The sequence below is a fragment of the Microbacterium sp. UBA7513 genome, assembly GCF_002478345.1.
GTDB lineage: Bacteria > Actinomycetota > Actinomycetes > Actinomycetales > Microbacteriaceae > Microbacterium.
In genome coordinates this window covers 1-17,315 of the sequence record NZ_DLNJ01000015.1, presented here as the reverse complement: position 1 = coordinate 17,315, position 17,315 = coordinate 1, and the positions used below count along the sequence as shown (strand labels likewise).

Sequence of the window (17,315 nt, the reverse complement as noted above, 5' to 3'; positions counted from 1 at the left end):
AGGTCTTCTTCGTCTGTGGCGGCGTCAGCCGTCGAAGCGCACCCCGTACGTCAGGCCACCGGGCGCGGACGGGAGCACGGTCATGCCGAGCCGCTCGTAGAACGCGGCCGCGCCGGAGTTCGCGGGGTCCATGCCGAGGTGCAGCGCCGGGACACCGCGCCGACGCAGCTCGACGAAGAGCGTCTCGATGAGGCCCCGACCGAGCCCCTGCCCCTGGGTCTCCGGCAGCAGGTCGATGTGCAGATGCGCCGGGTACTCCGCAGCGTGCGGCTCGGCCCCCGGCTCCCGCGTGTAGCCGTACTCGATCAGCTTCTCCTCGCGCGTCTGCGGGTCCGCCGATCGCGGATAGCGCGCGTGCAGGCCGGGCCACCACTCGTCGCGGAACCAGGCGGAGAAGGCGTCGGTGTCGTCGGTGGCGACGATGTAGCCGATGGTGCGCCCGTCCTCCGCCTCCACGACCCAGGCGAGGTCCGGGTGCCGCTCGACGTACGGCACCGCGAAGAGGTTCCCCCACAGCTCGTCATCGGACAGCACCCCGGTGGCGTCTCCCCCGGCGTCGGCCGTCCGCAGGCAGATCTCGAACATCGCCGGGCGATCGGTCGGACGGTAGGGACGGATGCGCGACACGGGGTCTCCTCGGACGGGTCAGGTTCCGCTCAGCCTATCGGCGCGGGCGGTCGCCTCGACATCGCGTCGCACCCACGGCACCAGCCAGGCCGCGAGCACGAGGACGACGCCGGCACCGACGAACGCCCCGCCGACCGTGTCCGTCGCCCAGTGCACCGACAGGAAGGTGCGCGAGAGCGCCATGAGCACGATCCACGCGGCACCCACGATCGCCACCCACACCCGCGGGAAGAGCACCCAGAGCACGAGAGCGATGGTCGCCGCGTTCGCGGTGTGCCCCGACGGGAAGGAACCGTAGTCGCTCACGACGAGCATGTCGTGCGGCCGAGCGCGGCCGAAGACGTTCTTCAGGAGCTGGACGGCACCGGCGCTGACGAGGAAGCACAACGCGGCGAACAGCGCCCCCCGCCACCGGCGCAGCAGAAGCAGGAGCAGGATCGTCAGCAGCGGAACGGCGAGGATGGCGACCCAGCCGCCGCCGATCCAGTTCAGCGCGAGGGCGAAGCTCAGCATCCAGTCCGCGCGGACGGCGGCGATCGTGTCGTTCCACCACTGGTCGAGCCCCGGCGTCTGCGGATACACGAAGACGACGAGCGCGCCGAGGGCAGTGGCCAGGAGGAGGCAGGCGACGCCCCACCACAGCAGCATCCGTCGATTCATCGTCCCATTGTGACGGACGCCCTCGCGATCGCGGGTCGGCGTGCCGGTCAGCGGGCGATGCGGGCGAGCCCCTCCTCAAGATCCGCGATGAGGTCGGCCACGTCCTCGATGCCGACCGAGAGGCGCACGACGTTCTCCGGCACCGCGAGCTCGGTGCCGCGGACCGACGCGTGGGTCATCTCCGGCGGGTAGCCGATGAGCGACTCCACGCCGCCGAGCGACTCGGCGAGCTGGAACACGCGGGTGCTCTCGGCGAAGGCCCGGGCGGCGTCCGCACCTGCGGCGAGGCCGAGGGACAGCATCCCGCCGAAGCCGCTCATCTGCCGCGCCGCGATCTCGTGACCGGGGTGCGACGGGAGGCCGGGATAGAACACCTGCGCGAACTCCGGTCGCGCCTGGGCCCATTCGGCGATGGCCTGCGCGTTCTCGGAGTGCTGGCGCACCCGCACCGCGAGGGTCTTGATGCCGCGGGTCGTCAGCCAGGCGTCCAGAGGTGCCGAGACCGCGCCCACCGCGAACTGCTGGAACTTCACGGCCTCGACGAAGCGGTCGTCACCGAAGACGACGGCGCCGCCCAGCACGTCGGAGTGCCCGCCCAGGTACTTCGTCGTCGAGTGCACGACGAGGTCGGCGCCGAGCGCGAGCGGCTGCTGCAGAGCCGGCGAGGCGAACGTGTTGTCCACCACGACGAGGGCACCGGCCGCGTGCGCCACCTCGACGATGAGCGCGATGTCGACGACCTTCAGCAGCGGGTTGCTCGGCGTCTCCAGCCACACGATGCGCGTCTCGGGACGGATGGCCGCCCGGATCACGTCGACGTCGGAGAGCTCGACCGTGGTCGTGTCGATCCCCCAGGGCGCGAGCACCTTCGTGAGCAGGCGGTAGGTGCCGCCGTAGACGTCGTTTCCGAGGAGCACGTGGTCGCCCGGCTTGAGGATGCCGCGCAGCAGCGCGTCCTCGGCGGCGAGACCGGACGCGAACGACAGCGCCCCGACCCCGCCCTCGAGTGCGGCGAGCTGCGTCTCCAGCGAGGAGCGCGTCGGGTTGCCCGCGCGGTTGTACTCGTAGCCGTCCCGGAAGCCGCCGATGCCGTCCTGCACGTGCGTCGACGACTGGTAGATCGGCGGGATGATCGCCCCGGTGATCGGGTCGGGCGCCTGTCCGGCGTGGATGGCTCGTGTGGCGAAGGCGTGGTCGTGGTCGGACATGCTCTCAGCCTACGTCCGGGCCCTCCGACGGGCCCCGGCCTGTTACGTCCCGCGTCACCGGGAGAGGTAGCCGAGCAGGTCCTGTCGGGTCAGCACGGTGTGCGGCTTGCCGTCCTCGGTGACGAGGAGGGCGTCGGCGTCGGCGAGCGCGGCCCGTGCCTGCGCGACCGACGCGTGGATGCCGATGAGCGGCAGCCGCTCCCCCACGTGCGCGCCGACGGCATCGCTCGGCTCGGCCTCGCCGCGGAAGAGCAGGTCGAGCAGCCCCTTCTCGTCGACGGTGCCCACGACCTCGCCCATCATCACGGGCGGCTCCGCGCTGAGGACGACGAGCTGCGACACCTCGTACTCCGTCATCATGCCGATCGCCTCGAGCACCGTGTCGGTGGGATGCGCGTGCACGAGGTCGGGAAGGCCGTGACGGGAGGACCGGGCCGCGAGCACATCCGCGACCGTCTCCCCCTCCTCCACCTCGCTGAACCCGTAGGAGCGCATCCACCCGTCGTTGAAGATCTTGCCGAGGTAGCCGCGCCCGCCGTCGGGCAGGAGCACGACCATGACCGCGTCCGCCGGCAGCTCCTTCGCCACCCGCAGCGCCCCGACGACGGCCATGCCGCTGGAGCCCCCGACGAGGATGCCCTCCTCGCGGGCCAGGCGCCGCGTCATCGCGAACGACTCCGCATCGCCGACCGCGACGATCTCGTGCGGGACGGCGGGGTCGTACGCCCCGGGCCAGATGTCCTCGCCCACGCCCTCGACGAGGTAGGGACGGCCGGTGCCGCCACTGTAGACGCTGCCCTCGGGGTCGACGCCGACGATGCGCACCGCGTCGTCGGACACCTCGCGCAGGTAGCGCCCGGTGCCGGTGATGGTGCCGCCCGTCCCCACGCCGGCGACGAAGTGGGTCACGCGCCCGTCGGTGTCGCGCCAGATCTCCGGCCCCGTCGTCTCGTAGTGGCTGCGCGGCCCGTTCGGGTTCTCGTACTGGTTCGGCTTGAAGGCTCCGGGGATCTCACGTGCCAGGCGGTCGCTCACGCTGTAGTACGACTCCGGGCTGTCCGCCGGGACGGAGGTCGGGGTCACGACGACCTCTGCGCCGTAGGCACGGAGCACGTCGATCTTGTCCTCGCCCACCTTGTCCGGGAGCACGAAGACGCACCGGTAACCGCGCTGCTGCGCCACGAGGGCGAGCCCGACCCCGGTGTTGCCGCTCGTGGGCTCGACGATAGTCCCGCCCGGCTGCAGATCGCCCGCGGCCTCGGCGGCGTCGATGATGCGCGCAGCGATCCGGTCCTTCGCCGACCCCCCGGGGTTCAGGTACTCGAGCTTCACGAGCACCGTGCACGCGATGCCCTCGGTGACGTGCTGGAGCTTCACCAGGGGGGTGTCGCCGACGAGGTCGACGATGGAGTCCGCATACTTCATCTGTTCAGGGTACGGCGCGGGCTCCGGCCACCGGGGCTGTGTTTCACCCGCGCTCCGACAGGCTCAGCGACCCGGAAACCTGGGTCCCTGAGCCTGTCGAAGGGTCAGCCCTTCGTCGCGCCGGCCAGCAGGCCGCGCACGAAGAAGCGCTGCAGGGCGAAGAACACGATCAGCGGGACGATGATCGAGATGAACGTTCCCGCCGACTGCAGGAACCACTTGTTCCCCCAGGTTCCGGAGAGCGAGTTCAGCGCCTGGGTGATCGGCAGGGCGCCGGGCGAGGCGAAGATCGTCGCGACCAGCAGGTCGTTCCACACCCAGAGGAACTGGAAGATCGCGAAGGAGGCGATCGCCGGAGCAGCGAGCGGCAGGATGATGCGGAAGAACACCTGTCCGTGCCCGGCCCCGTCCACGCGCGCCGCCTCGATGATCTCGCCCGGGATCTCGGAGATGAAGTTGTGGAGCATGAACGTCGCGAGCGGCAGAGCGAAGATCGCGTGCGCGATCCAGACGCGCGCGAAGCTGTACTGCACCTCGTTCAGGCCGAATCCGGGGAAGATCGGCACGTCGTTGATCGTCAGCCCATCCGAGAACAGGCTCAGCAGCGGCACGAGGGCCATCTGCAGCGGCACGATCTGCAGCGCGAACACGAAGATGAAGAGCATGTTCCGACCCTTGAAGTCGATCCACGCGAACGCGTACGCGGCCAGCGACGCCATCACGATCGGGAACACGGTCGCGGGGATCGTGATCGCCAGCGAGTTGATGAACGCCGTCGCCAGGGTCGTGGAGGTGCCGCCCGAGTTCCACGCCTGCACGTAGTTGTCGAACGTGAACTCCGGGTTGGAGAAGACGGTCCACCAGCCGCTGTTCTGCGTGTCGGCGCCCGGGCGGAACGACGTCACGAACAGCCCGAAGGTCGGGATCGTCCAGAAGAGCGCGATGACCGCGGCCGCGATCGTCGCCCCCTTCGAGGTGAGCTTCTTGTGGGCGGTCGCCTCGTTGCGGCGCGTGTCCCGCGCCACCTGGCGCTTGGTGCGGTTGTCCACGACGGTGGCCTGCGTTGCGCTCATCAGCGGATCTCCCTCTGCTTGGCCATCGATCGGGCGTTGTAGATGATCAGCGGCAACACGAACAGGAACAGCACGACGGCGAGCGCCGACGAGTGCCCGTAGCTCTGGAACCGCTGCTGCTGGTTGACCATCTCGAAGCCGAGGACGCTGGTCTCATCTCGTCCGCCGGTCATCACGGCGACGATGTCGTACACCTTCAGGGAGGCGATCGTGATGGTCGTGAGCACGACGATCAGCGACGACCGGATGCCGGGCACGGTCACGTTGCGGAAGCGCTGCCAGGCGTTCGTGCCGTCGAGCTCGGCCGCCTCCATCTGCTCGACCGGCACGGCCTTGATCGCGGCCGAGAGGATGACCATGGCGAAACCGGTCTGGGTCCAGATGAACACGATGAGCAGCATCAGCGTGTTCAGGATCGGCTTGATCGCCAGCCACTGCACGGGGTCGCCGCCGAAAGCGGTCACGATCGCGTTGAGGAGACCGATCTGGTCACCCTGCCGGGCGTCGTACATGAACTTCCAGATGATGCCGGCGCCGACGAACGAGATCGCCACCGGCATGAAGACCAGCACCTTGAGGAACTTCTCGCCGCGAGCCCTGTCGATGAAGACGGCGTAGGCGAGGCCGATGACCACCGAGATCACCGGAGCGAGCAGCGCCCAGATGATCGTGTTGATCACCGACGACGTGCCGACCGGGTTGGTGAAGACCCAGATGTAGTTCTCGAGCCCGACGAACTCGTCGCCGGTCTTGTCGAAGAAGGACTTGAAGATCGTCGAGATCGCCGGGTAGATGAGGCCGAGCAGCAGCATGATGGCCGCCGGGGCCATGAACAGCACGAGCTGGAAGAGATAGCCCGCTCCCTCCCGCGCGCGGAAGTCGGCGAAGAAGAGGAGCGCCCCGACGAGGAGCGCGATCGCGACGACGTACACGACGGCGTTCGCGTAGGGACGGAGCAGCAGCAGCGCGAGCACCGGGATGACGAGGCACGCGACCAGCCGCATGATGAAGTAGCCGCGACCAGGGCGGGGCGCGAACTCGATCAGCACGAGGATGATCGCAACGACTACGCCGAACACGAGCAGCACGGCGGGGATCTGCACCAGCGGATTCAGACCGCCCAGCCACAGGAAGAAGCTGTTGAGCGAGAACCCGATCGTGATCCGCGAGGACTCCTCGGTCGGAGCAGTGAAGACGAGGAGGAGAGCCAGCGCGACGACGGCCACGAAGCCGATCGCGAGGATCGTGCGTGTGGTCTTCCTCCCCTTCTCGTCGGTGCCGTGGGTCGTCGGCGGCGCGTCAGCCTCGACGGGTTTCTCGATGGTCGCGTGCGACATGAACGTCCCCTTCTGGATCATGCTGGGTTCCCGCGCAGTATGGATGGGTGGAGCGGGGCCGGGCTTGTGCAGCCCGGCCCCGCTCAGCCTGAGAAGATCGCGTCGAGGCGATCAGTTCTCGTAGCCGGCCTGGATGTCGGAGAGCACCGTTTCGGTGTCCTTGCCGTCGATCCAGTCGACCATCCCCTTCCAGAACGAGCCCGAGCCGACGGTCGACGGCATCAGGTCGGAAGCGTCGAACCGGAAGGTCGTCGCGTCGTCCTGCATGATGGTCATCGCCTCCTGGAGGAACTCGCTCGAGGCGAGGCTCGGGTCGGCGTTCTTGTTGGCGGAGATGACGCCGCCGAGCTCGACACGGGCGTCGGCGAACTCCGGCGATGCCATGAACTCGAGCACCTTCTGGGTGGCCTCGTCGTCGGAGAAGGCCGCGACGAACTCGCCGCCGCCCTCGACCTGGAGCTCACCGGCGGTCTCGCCCGGCATGATGAACGCGTAGACGTCGCCGTCCGGGGCGACCTCGGGGACGTTGCCGTCCGCGGTCTCCGTGTCGAGGAAGTTCGCCGACAGGAACGAGGCCTGGTGGGTCAGCGCGCAGTCGCCCTTGGCCACCGCGTTGGCGACGTCGCCGAAGGCGGTGGAGTTGATGCTCTTGACGTCGCCGTAGCCCGCGTTGACGTACTCCGGGTTGAGGAGGATCTCCCCCACCGCGTCGAACGCCTGCTTGATCTCGGGGTCGGTGAACTTCACGTCGCCGGCCACCCAGTCGTCGTACACGTCGGGGCCCGACTGGCGCAGGACGAGGTCCTCGATCCAGTCCGTCCCCGGCCAGCCGGAGGCAGCCTCGGAGGCGAACCCGGCGCACCAGGCCGGACCGCCGGTCTTCTCGACGATCGTGTCGGTGAGGGCGATCATGTCGTCCCACGTCTCCGGGACCTCGACGCCCCACTCGGCGAACTGCTTCGGCGAGTACCAGACGTAGCCCTTGAGGTTCGCAAGCATCGGCGCCGCGTAGAAGGTGTCGTCGAACGTGCCGTACTTCTTCCAGTCCTCGGACCAGTTCTCGTCGACGGCGGTCTCCACGGCCTCCGGGGCCGGCATGACCTTGCCGGTGTCGACGAGGGTCTTGAGCAGACCGGGCTGCGGGACGATCGCGATGTCGGGGGCGTCGCCACCGGTCACCTTGGTGACGATGTTGCCCTCGAAGCCCTTGTCGCCGGTGTACTCGACCTTGATCCCGGTGTCCTTCGTGAACTGCTCGAAGGAGGCGTTCAGGTCGTCGGCCTCGACGCCGGTGATGCCGCCCGAGATCCGGACCGTGTCCTTGGTCTCCCCGCTTCCGCCCTCGCCGCTTCCGCCCTCGGCGCAGCCGGCGAGCGCGAGAGACGCGACGCCGACGAGGGCGATGGGGGCGAGCAGGCGGTATCGCTGTGACAAAGCCATGTACTTCTCCTCTTCAGGTGGATCTTCAGTCCGCCCAAGGAGAGCAATCGCCGCAACCATTGGGGAACCGATTCCAGGCCAACCTACTCGCGTTCCTTCTCGCCGTACAACTGGGGAAGGTTACAAGATCACAACCGTTTGAGGGCGCTGTCGCCGGCGTGATGGGAGCGCTCCCAGATCCAGCCGTCTGGAACCGGTTCCTCCTCGCGTGTGGAACGGCTACGATTGCTCCCGGCGAGCGCCCGATGGCTCGCCGTCGTGGAACCGGGTCGCGGAGGACACGATGAGCACGATCGCCGACGTCGCGACGCGCGCCGGCGTGTCCAAGGCGACTGCGAGCCGCGCACTCAGCGGCCGCGGCTACGTCTCCGACGAGACGAGACAGCGCGTGGAGGAGGCGGCGCAGGAGCTCGCGTACGTCGCGCACTCCTCCGCCACGAGTCTGGCCACGGGGCGCACCGGCACCATCGGACTGGTGATGCCGCCGGTGGACCGGTGGTTCTTCTCCGAGCTGCTGGCAGGCGTGCAGGAATCGCTGCTCGCGCTCGATCACGACCTGTCGCTCTACGGCGTCCCCGAGCGCTCCGAGACCAGGGAGCGCCTGTTCGAGAGCGTGCTGCCCGGCCGGCGGTTCGACGGCATCATCGCGGTCAGCATCCAGCCCAGCGCCCGGGAGCTGGAGCGACTGCACCGCACCGGGCGCCCGCTCGTGAGCGTGGGCCCGTACAGCGCCGGATCGAGCGCCGTGTCGATCGACGACGCGGCCGCCGCCCGGATCGCCACCGAGCACCTGATCGAGCTCGGCCACACCGACATCGCCTTCGTCGGCGGCGCCACGGACGACACCGACCTCAGCTACGGCGACGCCCGACGCCTGGCCGGCTACCGGGAGGCGCTGCACGCGGCGGGACTGACCCCGCGAGCGCGGGTGGCCGGAGCGGCCCCCACGATGCCCGGCGGCTACGCGGCGGCGGCGGGGCTGCTCGGCGACCGCCGGCACCGACCGACCGCCATCGTCGGCGTGTGCGACGAGGCGGCCATCGGCGCCGTGATCGCCGCTCGCCGCCTGGGGATCGCGGTTCCGACCGAGCTCAGCGTCGTCGGCATCGACGACCACGAGCACGCGGAGATGTTCGCTCTCACGACCATCGGGCAGTCGCCGCGGGACCAGGGCCGGGAGGCCGTGCGCCTGCTCATGCGGCGGATGAGTGAGCCGGATGCCCCGGTCGAGCGCGTCGAGGCCGCCTCGGCTCTCGTCGTCCGCAGCTCCACGGCGGCGCCGCGCTGACCCCGCAGACACACGAAGGCCCCGGGCGGAACCCGGGGCCTTCGCAGAAGCGCTGGTGCGCTGGAATTACTTGAGGGTGACGGTCGCGCCGGCCTCTTCCAGAGCAGCCTTGGCCTTCTCGGCCGTCTCCTTGTTGGCGCCCTCGAGGACGGCCTTCGGAGCACCGTCGACGACGGCCTTGGCCTCGCCGAGGCCGAGCGAGGTGAGCTCGCGGACAGCCTTGATGACCTGGATCTTCTTGTCGCCAGCGGCCTCGAGGATGACGTCGAAGGAGTCCTTCTCCTCCTCGGCCGCGGCCTCGCCTGCGCCGCCAGCGGCACCGGCGACGGCGACGGGAGCAGCAGCGGTGACCTCGAACTTCTCCTCGAACGCCTTCACGAACTCGTTGAGCTCGATGAGGGTCAGGCCGGCGAACTGCTCGAGCAGCTCCTCGGTGGAAAGCTTCGCCATGATGTATCTCCTAGATAGATGGGGTTTGTAGACGAGATCGCCGGTCGCTTACGCGGCCTCGGCGGTCTCCAGCTTTTCGCGAAGCGCGTCGATGGTGGCCGCAGCCTTGCCCATCGTCGCCTTCATCATGCCCGCGGCCTTCGCCAGCAGAACCTCGCGGCTCTCGAGCGAGGCGTACGTGTTGACCTCGTCGGCGGTGAGGGCCTTGCCCTCGAAGATGCCCGACTTGATCACGAGAAGCGGGTTGGCCTTGGCGAAGTCACGCAGAGCCTTGGCGGTGGCGACGAAGTCACCGTGCACGAACGCGACAGCCGACGGCCCCTTGAGGTCGTCGTCCAGCGCGGAGATGCCGGCCTTGTTGGCGGCGATCTTGGTCAGCGTGTTCTTCACCACGGCGTACTCAGCGTCCTGACGGATGCTGTTGCGCAGCTGCTTGAGCTGGGCAACCGTCAGACCGCGGTACTCGGTCAGCAGGACGGCGTTCGAGTTCTCGAATGACTTCGTGAGCTCGTTGACCGATGCATCCTTCTGCGCCATGGTCACTCCTTGGTGTGTACGAGGCGCCGCACGGTGGTGGGGCGCCGGCCTCCGACCCCCTGCAAAAGAGAAGAGCTCCGGCGCAAGCGCACGGAGCTCGGAAGTTCGTGACACCTGCGCGGGCCCCTGCGATGCAGAGCTTCGATCCTGTGCACTCACGCGCACACGATGACCAGCGGTCTTCGGTTATGACCACTGTACCCCACCCCCACCTCTCCCCCAAATCCCCTGTCCTCTTCCCGTCGACCCACCCCCTTCGGTGCCTCCCGGCCCCCTACGGCCGCACGCAAGAGGCCGGGGCGCGCGGAAGGGGGTGGGTCGACGGCTCAACGGGCGAAGAGGCCGAAGGCACGGAAGTGCGCGTCGGCTGTGGCGAGGGAGGCGACGTCCGCGCTGGTCACCCGGATCACCCGCCAGCCGGTGGTTCCGCGCACCCAGTCCTCGCGGATCTTCTCGTCCAACACGACCCTCTCCGCGGTGCGCTCCCCGCGGAGCTCGTCATCCAGATACTTGTCGCGGCCGTCGCACTCCACGAAAGTGCGGCACTGGTCGACGGCGATGTCCAGCCAGAACCGACCGCCGCGCGGTGCGTCCACCGGTACCTGCAGCCGCGGTCTGCCGAAGCCGAGCTGATGGAGCCGATATCGCGTCACGCTCTCCAGCGGCAGCTGCGCACGCCCGTCGGCAAGGCCCACGATCCGGCGCGCCTGCACGATGCCGCGGAGCCGTGGCCGGCGCACCCGAGCCGCGAGGTCCGCCAGGAGAGCTTGCTCCGCGGTGTCGTCGAACTCCCACGGGTCACCGCCGACCAGGGCGAGGGCGGCATCCGCGACGGCGAGAGCCGCCTCCGGAGAGACCGTCCGGGCGAGGTCGACGACCGTCCGGGCGAGGGAGGTGCAGCGGATGCCGTCGCGCTCCACGATGTCGCCGGGTGAGACAGTGCCCTCGTGCCGCAGGATCCCGGACGTGCTGTGCCGACGGTCCGGTGGCGCCGTCACATGGACCCTCGTCGGACGCACCCGGTACAGCGGCAGTCCCCACAGCACCGCGGCCGAGGCATGCGAGAACACAGGCCGAGTCCCCGAGGCCGCGAGGTCGGCGGCCACCACCTCCGCACGGTGCCGGGACTCCGGGGCGAGCTCACTCCAGGTCCGCAGCGCGAGGTACCACCCGCGTCGGACGTGATGCAGCTGCCGCCCCTCCACCGCGGCGTGGAGCGTCCGAGACCCCCACCCCTCCTCCTCCAGCCGCCGACGGCCGAGGAGCATCCCCCGTATCTCGTCCACACTCACCTGTCTCATCCCCCCGACTCTCGCCCCTCCTCTCGCCACTCCCCCGCCTTCCCCCAGTTCCCCACACCCTTTCTCTCCCTTCCCGCTCCTGTGCAGGAAGACACCTCTCGCCCTCGGCCCACCCCCTTTCGTGCGAGCCACCCCCTTGCGCGCGTCCGTAGGGGGCCGGGATGCACGCAAGGGGGTGGGTCGGGCGAGGGGGCGGCGTGTACGGCGGGAGCGGGGGGGGGGGAGAGGTAGAGTCTTCTGGTGACCCCGGAACTCCAAGCTCGCATCGTCGCGGACTCACGCGACCGCGTGGCCTGGATGAGGGCACGATCGCGCGGCATCACGGCGACCGACGTCGCCGGACTCACCAGCGAGCGCTCGATCGCCCGTGCTGCCGACGCCAAGCTCGGCGGCGGGCCGCGGTTCGGCGGCAACGCCTACACCGACCACGGCCGGCGCCGCGAGCCGGAGATCGCCGCCTGGGTCGCGGCCACGCACGGCATCTTCCCCTCCTCCGCGCTGTTCCGCGCCGAGGTCGAGCACCGCCACCTGGCGACCCCCGATGGCATCTCGGTGGATGCGGATGGTCGCGTCAGCCTCGCGGAGATCAAGACCACCAACAAGGCCTTCCGGGGGATCCCCCGCACCTACCTGCGCCAGGTGTGGTGGCAGCAGCACGTGCTGGGCGCCGAGCGCACCCTGTTCGTGTGGGAGGAGCACGTCGACTTCTCCCCCATCCACGACGAGCCCCGCTGCGTATGGATCGATCGCGACGAGCGCGAGATCGCGAAGCTCGTCGGGCTCGCCACCGATCTCATCGACGAGCTGTACCGCCGCACGACCGGACGCACCGTCCCGGCCCGCTCCGCCTCCCCCGTGGATAGCCGCCGCGAGCAGCTCCGCGAGCGCGACGCCTTCCGCGCTCTCGCCCTCGCCGACTGAGTCGACCGAAGCCCCGCAGCCGCCGGGACGCTCACTCTCCGTCAGGGTTCGCGAGAGAGCACGCGGGCCGCCTCCCCCGCGACCTCGGACGCGATCGTGTCGAGGAGCGCGGAGCGCAGGTTCCATTGCTGCCAGTACAGCGCCACGCGCAGGGTCGGACCGCCGAGCGCCACGAGACCGGGCACCTCCTGCAGTCGCGGCACCATCCCCCATCCGAGGCCGAGACCGACCGCGAGCGCATAGTCGTGCGATGCGGGCACGTAGTGCCGGGGAACGCCGGCCGCCGGCACCCCCCGCGCGGCCAGCCACTCGTGCTGCAGGGTGTCCCGGCGGTCGAAATCGACGAACGGCGCGCGCGCCAGAGCATCCCGGGTCACCCCGTCCGGGAACCAGCGACGGGCATAGGCGGGTTCGGCCATGGCGCGGTATTCGAGCACGCCGAGCGCCGTGACCGTGCAGCCTGCGACCGCCGTGGCCTCGCTCGTCACCGCCGCCATGACCGTGCCCGATTCGAGCAGGCGGGCGGTGAAGTTCTGATCGTCGCGGTGCAGGTCGACATCGATGTCGTGCGCGGCGGAGAGCCGGGCCATCGGAGCCAGGAACCAGGTCGCCATCGAATCCGCGTTGACGGCGAGCGGCACGCTGATGCGCCGCCCCTCGGCACTCCCCTCGATTCCGACTCCCGCGAGAGCATCCTCTTCGAGGAGGGCGATCTGCCGCGCGAGCCGCACGACGGATTCTCCCGCCTCGGTGAGGCGGACCGGCTTGCTGCGCACGAGGAGGATCCGTCCGAGGTGCTGCTCCAGCGCCTTGAGACGCTGACTGACCGCCGACGGGGTGACCTGCAGCCGACGCGACGCGGCATCGAGGGTGCCCTCGTCGGCGACGGCGGCAAGCGTGGCGGCGAGCTCCGGGTCGATCCTCACATCAGTGATGCTAATGGTGCGGAAGGAATCTTCGCTGCACCTCATGCTCAGCCCCCATAGGCTCGACACATGCTCACCGTCCTCGCCGGTCTCGGCCTCGGCCTGTCGCTCATCGTCGCGATCGGCGCGCAGAACGTCTTCGTGCTGCGCCAGGGGATACGGCGCGAGCACGTCCTCGCCGTCGTGATCGTCTGCGCCCTCTCCGACGCCGTGCTGATCATCGCCGGCGTCGCCGGGCTCGGGTTCCTGTTGTCCGCCGCACCCTGGCTCGTCGTCGTGGCTCGCTGGGCGGGGGCGCTGTTCCTGCTCGGATACGGACTGCTCGCGGCGCGGCGGGCCTGGCGGGGCGGCGAGGAGCTGGTGGTCGACGGGGGCGACGCACCGGTCCTCGAGGCGTCCGGGGGCACCGGCACGCTCACCCGCACCCGCCTCGCCCCGGTGATCCTCACGACGCTGGCGTTGACGTGGCTGAACCCGCATGTGTACCTCGACACGGTGCTGATGCTCGGCTCGATCGCGGCGACGCACGGGGAGGAACGGTGGCTGTTCGCCGCCGGCGCGGTCGCCGCGAGCCTTCTCTGGTTCACCGCTCTCGGCTTCGGCGCCCGCTACCTCGGACGGTGGCTGCGCACCCCGCGCTCCTGGCGGATCCTCGACGCGGTGATCGCGGTCGTGATGATCACGCTGGCGGTGAGCCTCGTGCTCCCGGTGCTGGGCGCCTAGCCCCTCACGCCGCGTCGATCTGCGACACCCGCGCCCGGATGAGCGCGCGGACCGCCTCCACCGGCAGGGGAGGCTCCGGCTGGAACCGGATCGTCCCCTTGTCGAGGCTGACCCCGGGGTGACCTGCGAGGAGTTCCGCCACGGCAGCGACCGCCTCGGGGCTGAACGGGTAGACGCCGATGTGCTTCTTCGCACGCATCACCGAGAGCAGCGGCTTGCCGGCGTACACGAGCGCCGGCATGCCGTAGCCCTTGCCCTGCTCCGCCTCCGGTACCTCCTCCGTGGCGATCCCATACACGCCATCGATCACCGCACGATCCGCGGCGTCGAGGTCGGTCAGATAGTCGTCGATGGTGCCCACGCACCGCATCCTGCCATCGAATCCCGTCGGGGTCGAGGGCTCACGCGCCGTCGAGGGGCCGGAGGATGCGGGTGAGGAACCGTTGCGTGCGCTCGTGCTGCGGGGCGCTGAAGAGCTCGGCGGGCGGCCCCTGCTCCACGACGACACCGCCATCCAGGAAGAGCACGTGGTCTGCGGCCTCGCGGGCGAAGCTCAGCTCGTGGGTGACGACGGCCATCGTCCATCCCTCGTCGGCGAGCTCCTTGATGACGAGCAGCACCTCTCCCACGAGCTCCGGGTCGAGCGCGCTCGTCGGCTCGTCGAACAGCAGCAGGTCCGGCTGCAGGGCCAGCGCCCGCACGATGCCCACCCGCTGCTGCTGCCCGCCGGAGAGCTGATGCGGCCGCGCGTCCGCCTTGTCGGCGAGACCGACTCGGGCGAGCAGCGCCTGAGCCTCGGCGACGACCTCGTCCTTCGGACGACCCTGCACCCGCCACGGCCCTTCGATCACGTTCTCCAGCACGGTCAGGTGCGGGAAGAGGTTGTGGTGCTGGAACACCATCGCCGACCGGTCGCGCAAGGCGAGCCGCTGCTGCTTCGCGACGCGGGGCTTCGGGCGGACCTCCGGTGCGAAGTCGATCTCCGGCCCCCCGGCCATCGCGATGGTGCCGGCGTCCGGCGTCTCCAGGCCGTTCAGGGCCCGCAGGACGGTCGTCTTGCCAGAGCCGCTCGGCCCGATGAGCACCACGACCTCGCCGCGGTGCAGGGTGAGGTCGAAGCCGCGGAGCACCTCGGTGGCGCCGAAGCTCTTGTGCAGCCCGCGGGCGGTGAGCAGCGGTCCGGTCGTGGGGTCAGTGCGCGACACGGCTGTCGAGCCTCCTCTCCAGGGCGCTCTGCCCGAAGGAGAGCACCAGGCAGATCACCCAGTAGACGAGCGCCGCGGCAAGATACACCACCATGAACTCAAGTGTGGTGGAGGCGATCTGCTGCGCCACCTTGAACAGCTCCGTCACGAGGATCAGCGACGTGAGGGAAGTGTCCTTCACGAGCGAGATGAACGTGTTGGACAGCGGCGGCACCGATACCCGGGCGGCCTGCGGCAGGATGATGCGGGTCAGCGTGCGGGTGCGGTTCATCCCGACCGTGTACGCGGCCTCCCACTGCCCCTTCGGCACCGAGAGGATCGCCGCCCGCACGACCTCGGCGCCGTAGCCGCCGACGTTGAGCGAAAGGGCGATGATGGCGCTCGGCCACGGATCGAGGGTCACCCCGACGGACGGCAGTCCGTAGAAGATCACGAAGAGCTGCACGAGCATCGGCGTTCCGCGGATCACCGAGATGTAGAACCGCGCGATGCCGGACACGACCGGATGCACCGAGATCCGCATCAGCGCCATGCCGATCGCGATCACGAGCCCCAGGGCGAACGACACCAGGGCGAGCGGGATCGTCGCCGTCAGCCCCGCCCAGGCGATCGGGCCGAGCGAGGAGAAGAAGAGCTCCCAGGGATTCTGCATCGCCTACTGCGAGACGTCTTCGCCGAAGTACTTCTCGCTGATCTCGGCCAGGGTGCCGTCGGCCCGGAGCTTGTCGAGCGCTTCGTCGACCGCATCGACGAGCGCCTCCTTGTCCTTCGTGAACACGAAGGCCTGCTCCCCGGCTTCGTCGGTCTCCGCGGCGATCTTCAGGCCCGTCGGGCTGTTGGTCGTCTCATAGTCGAGGAAGGTCAGCTTGTCGTTGACGGTCGCGTCTACACGCCCCTGGCGGAGGAGCTCCACGGCCTGCGCCCAGCCCTCGACGCCCTCGACCTTGGCGCCGGACTCTGTGGCCAGCTCGTACCAGTTGCTCGTGAGGGACTGGGCCGTCGTCTTGCCCTCGAGGTCGTCGAAGGACGAGATGGAGTCGTCGTCCTCCTTGACCACGATCACGCCGGGCGACACCGTGTACGGGGCGCTGAAGAGGTACTTGGCCTCGCGCTCGTCGTTGATCGACACCTGGTTCGCGATCACGTCGAAGCGGCCGGCATCGAGTCCCGCGAAGATCGCGTCCCACTGCGTCTCCTGGAACTCGACCTTCAGGCCGAGCTCGTCGGCGACGGCCTGGATGATCTCGACGTCGTAGCCGGTGAGGTCACCGGAGCCGCCGTCGTCGTGGAAGCTGAACGGGCGGTAGGTGCCCTCGGTCGCGACCGTCAGCGTGCCGTCCTTCACCAGGCCGAAGTCGGAGCCGGCGGCGCTCTCGCCGTCGGTGCTCGTGGGCGTGCTCGATCCGCTGCAGGCGGTCAGGGCCGCGGCGGCGACGACGAGTGCGGTGACGGCGATGAGACGACGGGACATGGACCCTCCTGGGGCGAGAAAGCGCGGATGCGAGTTTACGCGACGACCGCGGGAACTCCCCCACAGTACGCGTCGCCTCCGACCTTCCCCGCATTGGATGACGCCGGATGTCGGGGGCGCGACGCCTCCGGGAACGCAGAACGCCCCCGGGCGGACCCGGGGGCGTTCGGTGCGACGGGTGCGAGACCCGTCGACGCGTCAGATGGCGTTGACGTCCAGCGGGATGCCGGGGCCGAACGTGGTCGACACCGCACCCTTCTGGATGTAACGGCCCTTGGCGCTGGACGGCTTGAGGCGGACGATCTCCTCGAGAGCGGCGTCGATGTTCTCGTTCAGCTGCTCGGCCGAGAACGAGGCCTTGCCGATGACGAAGTGCACGTTGGCGTGCTTGTCGACGCGGAACTCGATCTTTCCGCCCTTGATCTCCTCGACGGCCTTGGCCGGGTTCGGAGTCACGGTTCCGGTCTTCGGGTTCGGCATCAGGCCACGGGGACCGAGCACCTTGCCGAGACGGCCGACCTGGCCCATGAGCTCCGGGGTCGAGACCGCGGAGTCGAAGTTGGTCCAGCCGTCGGCGACCTTCTGGATGAGCTCGGCACCGCCGACCTCATCGGCGCCGGCCGCGATCGCAGCCTCGGCCGCGGGGCCGGTGGCGAACACGATGACGCGGGCGGTCTTACCGGTGCCGTGGGGCAGGATGACGGTGCCGCGCACCATCTGGTC

At 69.5% G+C, this 17,315-nt stretch carries 19 protein-coding genes; 3 read left to right on the top strand and 16 right to left on the bottom strand.

Translation table 11 applies throughout. The features are described 5' to 3' along the window. Nucleotides 1–24: 24 nt before the first annotated feature. The 7 genes from B2W79_RS07395 to B2W79_RS07365 form a co-directional block, all read right to left on the bottom strand. Entirely contained in the window at nucleotides 25–627 is a 603-nt protein-coding gene (locus B2W79_RS07395; RefSeq protein WP_292788263.1) for a GNAT family N-acetyltransferase, read from the bottom strand. A gap of 18 nt (nucleotides 628–645) precedes the next feature. Next, nucleotides 646–1,287, bottom strand: coding sequence for a phosphatase PAP2 family protein (locus B2W79_RS07390; protein WP_256209431.1), 642 nt, complete (start codon nucleotides 1,285–1,287; stop codon nucleotides 646–648). Nucleotides 1,288–1,334: 47 nt separating this feature from the next. Further along, complete coding sequence (locus tag B2W79_RS07385) at nucleotides 1,335–2,495, bottom strand: cystathionine gamma-synthase (protein WP_071328902.1); 1,161 nt, start codon at nucleotides 2,493–2,495, stop codon at nucleotides 1,335–1,337. Between the two features lie 54 nt (nucleotides 2,496–2,549). Then, complete coding sequence (locus tag B2W79_RS07380) at nucleotides 2,550–3,920, bottom strand: cystathionine beta-synthase (protein ID WP_292788260.1); 1,371 nt, start codon at nucleotides 3,918–3,920, stop codon at nucleotides 2,550–2,552. 104 nt (nucleotides 3,921–4,024) lie between these two features. Next, nucleotides 4,025–4,993, bottom strand: a complete 969-nt coding sequence (locus B2W79_RS07375) for a carbohydrate ABC transporter permease (RefSeq protein ID WP_025104231.1) — start codon at nucleotides 4,991–4,993, stop codon at nucleotides 4,025–4,027. After that, on the bottom strand, nucleotides 4,993–6,330 hold the full coding sequence (locus B2W79_RS07370) for a carbohydrate ABC transporter permease (protein ID WP_292788257.1): 1,338 nt from the start codon (nucleotides 6,328–6,330) through the stop codon (nucleotides 4,993–4,995). The genes B2W79_RS07375 and B2W79_RS07370 overlap by 1 nt, the downstream gene beginning before the upstream one ends. Nucleotides 6,331–6,441: 111 nt before the next feature. After that, nucleotides 6,442–7,770 (bottom strand): ABC transporter substrate-binding protein, encoded by a 1,329-nt coding sequence (locus B2W79_RS07365; protein WP_071328904.1) that lies wholly within the window; start codon nucleotides 7,768–7,770, stop codon nucleotides 6,442–6,444. Between the two features lie 283 nt (nucleotides 7,771–8,053). Here B2W79_RS07365 and B2W79_RS07360 point away from each other — a divergent pair, with 283 nt between their 5' ends. Next, nucleotides 8,054–9,058, top strand: coding sequence for a LacI family DNA-binding transcriptional regulator (locus B2W79_RS07360; RefSeq protein WP_292788255.1), 1,005 nt, complete (start codon nucleotides 8,054–8,056; stop codon nucleotides 9,056–9,058). Nucleotides 9,059–9,124: 66 nt separating this feature from the next. Here the strand turns inward: B2W79_RS07360 and rplL are convergent, their stop codons facing one another. The 3 genes from rplL to B2W79_RS07345 all read right to left on the bottom strand — a co-directional run bounded on the left by rplL (nucleotide 9,125) and on the right by B2W79_RS07345 (nucleotide 11,346). Further along, nucleotides 9,125–9,508 (bottom strand): 50S ribosomal protein L7/L12, encoded by a 384-nt coding sequence (gene rplL, locus B2W79_RS07355; RefSeq protein WP_025104227.1) that lies wholly within the window; start codon nucleotides 9,506–9,508, stop codon nucleotides 9,125–9,127. 48 nt (nucleotides 9,509–9,556) lie between these two features. Then, entirely contained in the window at nucleotides 9,557–10,045 is a 489-nt protein-coding gene (gene rplJ, locus B2W79_RS07350; RefSeq protein WP_025104226.1) for a 50S ribosomal protein L10, read from the bottom strand. A gap of 326 nt (nucleotides 10,046–10,371) precedes the next feature. After that, nucleotides 10,372–11,346 carry a hypothetical protein gene (locus B2W79_RS07345; RefSeq protein WP_292788252.1) on the bottom strand — a complete coding sequence of 325 codons (975 nt, stop codon included), beginning with the start codon at nucleotides 11,344–11,346 and terminating at the stop codon, nucleotides 10,372–10,374. Nucleotides 11,347–11,586: 240 nt separating this feature from the next. On the opposite strand from B2W79_RS07345, the gene B2W79_RS07340 reads away from it, so the two are divergent. Beyond that, complete coding sequence (locus tag B2W79_RS07340; protein ID WP_071328907.1) at nucleotides 11,587–12,267, top strand: YqaJ viral recombinase family protein; 681 nt, start codon at nucleotides 11,587–11,589, stop codon at nucleotides 12,265–12,267. Nucleotides 12,268–12,308: 41 nt separating this feature from the next. Here B2W79_RS07340 and B2W79_RS07335 read toward each other — a convergent pair whose 3' ends face one another. Next, nucleotides 12,309–13,193 carry a LysR family transcriptional regulator ArgP gene (locus tag B2W79_RS07335; RefSeq protein WP_177173820.1) on the bottom strand — a complete coding sequence of 295 codons (885 nt, stop codon included), beginning with the start codon at nucleotides 13,191–13,193 and terminating at the stop codon, nucleotides 12,309–12,311. Between the two features lie 69 nt (nucleotides 13,194–13,262). Here B2W79_RS07335 and lysE point away from each other — a divergent pair, with 69 nt between their 5' ends. Next, the gene (gene lysE / locus B2W79_RS07330) at nucleotides 13,263–13,916 is read left to right on the top strand and encodes an L-lysine exporter (RefSeq protein WP_292788248.1); all 654 of its coding nucleotides are present in this window, start codon (nucleotides 13,263–13,265) and stop codon (nucleotides 13,914–13,916) included. Between the two features lie 4 nt (nucleotides 13,917–13,920). Here the strand turns inward: lysE and B2W79_RS07325 are convergent, their stop codons facing one another. The 5 genes from B2W79_RS07325 to rplA all read right to left on the bottom strand — a co-directional run. Continuing rightward, complete coding sequence (locus B2W79_RS07325) at nucleotides 13,921–14,286, bottom strand: DUF1801 domain-containing protein (protein ID WP_313391129.1); 366 nt, start codon at nucleotides 14,284–14,286, stop codon at nucleotides 13,921–13,923. Nucleotides 14,287–14,317: 31 nt separating this feature from the next. Next, nucleotides 14,318–15,121: an amino acid ABC transporter ATP-binding protein gene (locus B2W79_RS07320; RefSeq protein ID WP_292788244.1), complete on the bottom strand. Its 804-nt coding sequence runs from the start codon at nucleotides 15,119–15,121 to the stop codon at nucleotides 14,318–14,320. Continuing rightward, entirely contained in the window at nucleotides 15,108–15,773 is a 666-nt protein-coding gene (locus B2W79_RS07315) for an amino acid ABC transporter permease (protein ID WP_025102334.1), read from the bottom strand. The genes B2W79_RS07320 and B2W79_RS07315 overlap by 14 nt, the downstream gene beginning before the upstream one ends. Before the next feature lie 3 nt (nucleotides 15,774–15,776). After that, on the bottom strand, nucleotides 15,777–16,592 hold the full coding sequence (locus B2W79_RS07310) for an amino acid ABC transporter substrate-binding protein (RefSeq protein ID WP_071328912.1): 816 nt from the start codon (nucleotides 16,590–16,592) through the stop codon (nucleotides 15,777–15,779). A 198-nt stretch (nucleotides 16,593–16,790) separates the two neighbouring features. Further along, nucleotides 16,791–17,315 (bottom strand): 50S ribosomal protein L1 (rplA, locus tag B2W79_RS07305; RefSeq protein WP_292788240.1); only part of this gene is annotated, 525 nt, incomplete at its 5' end.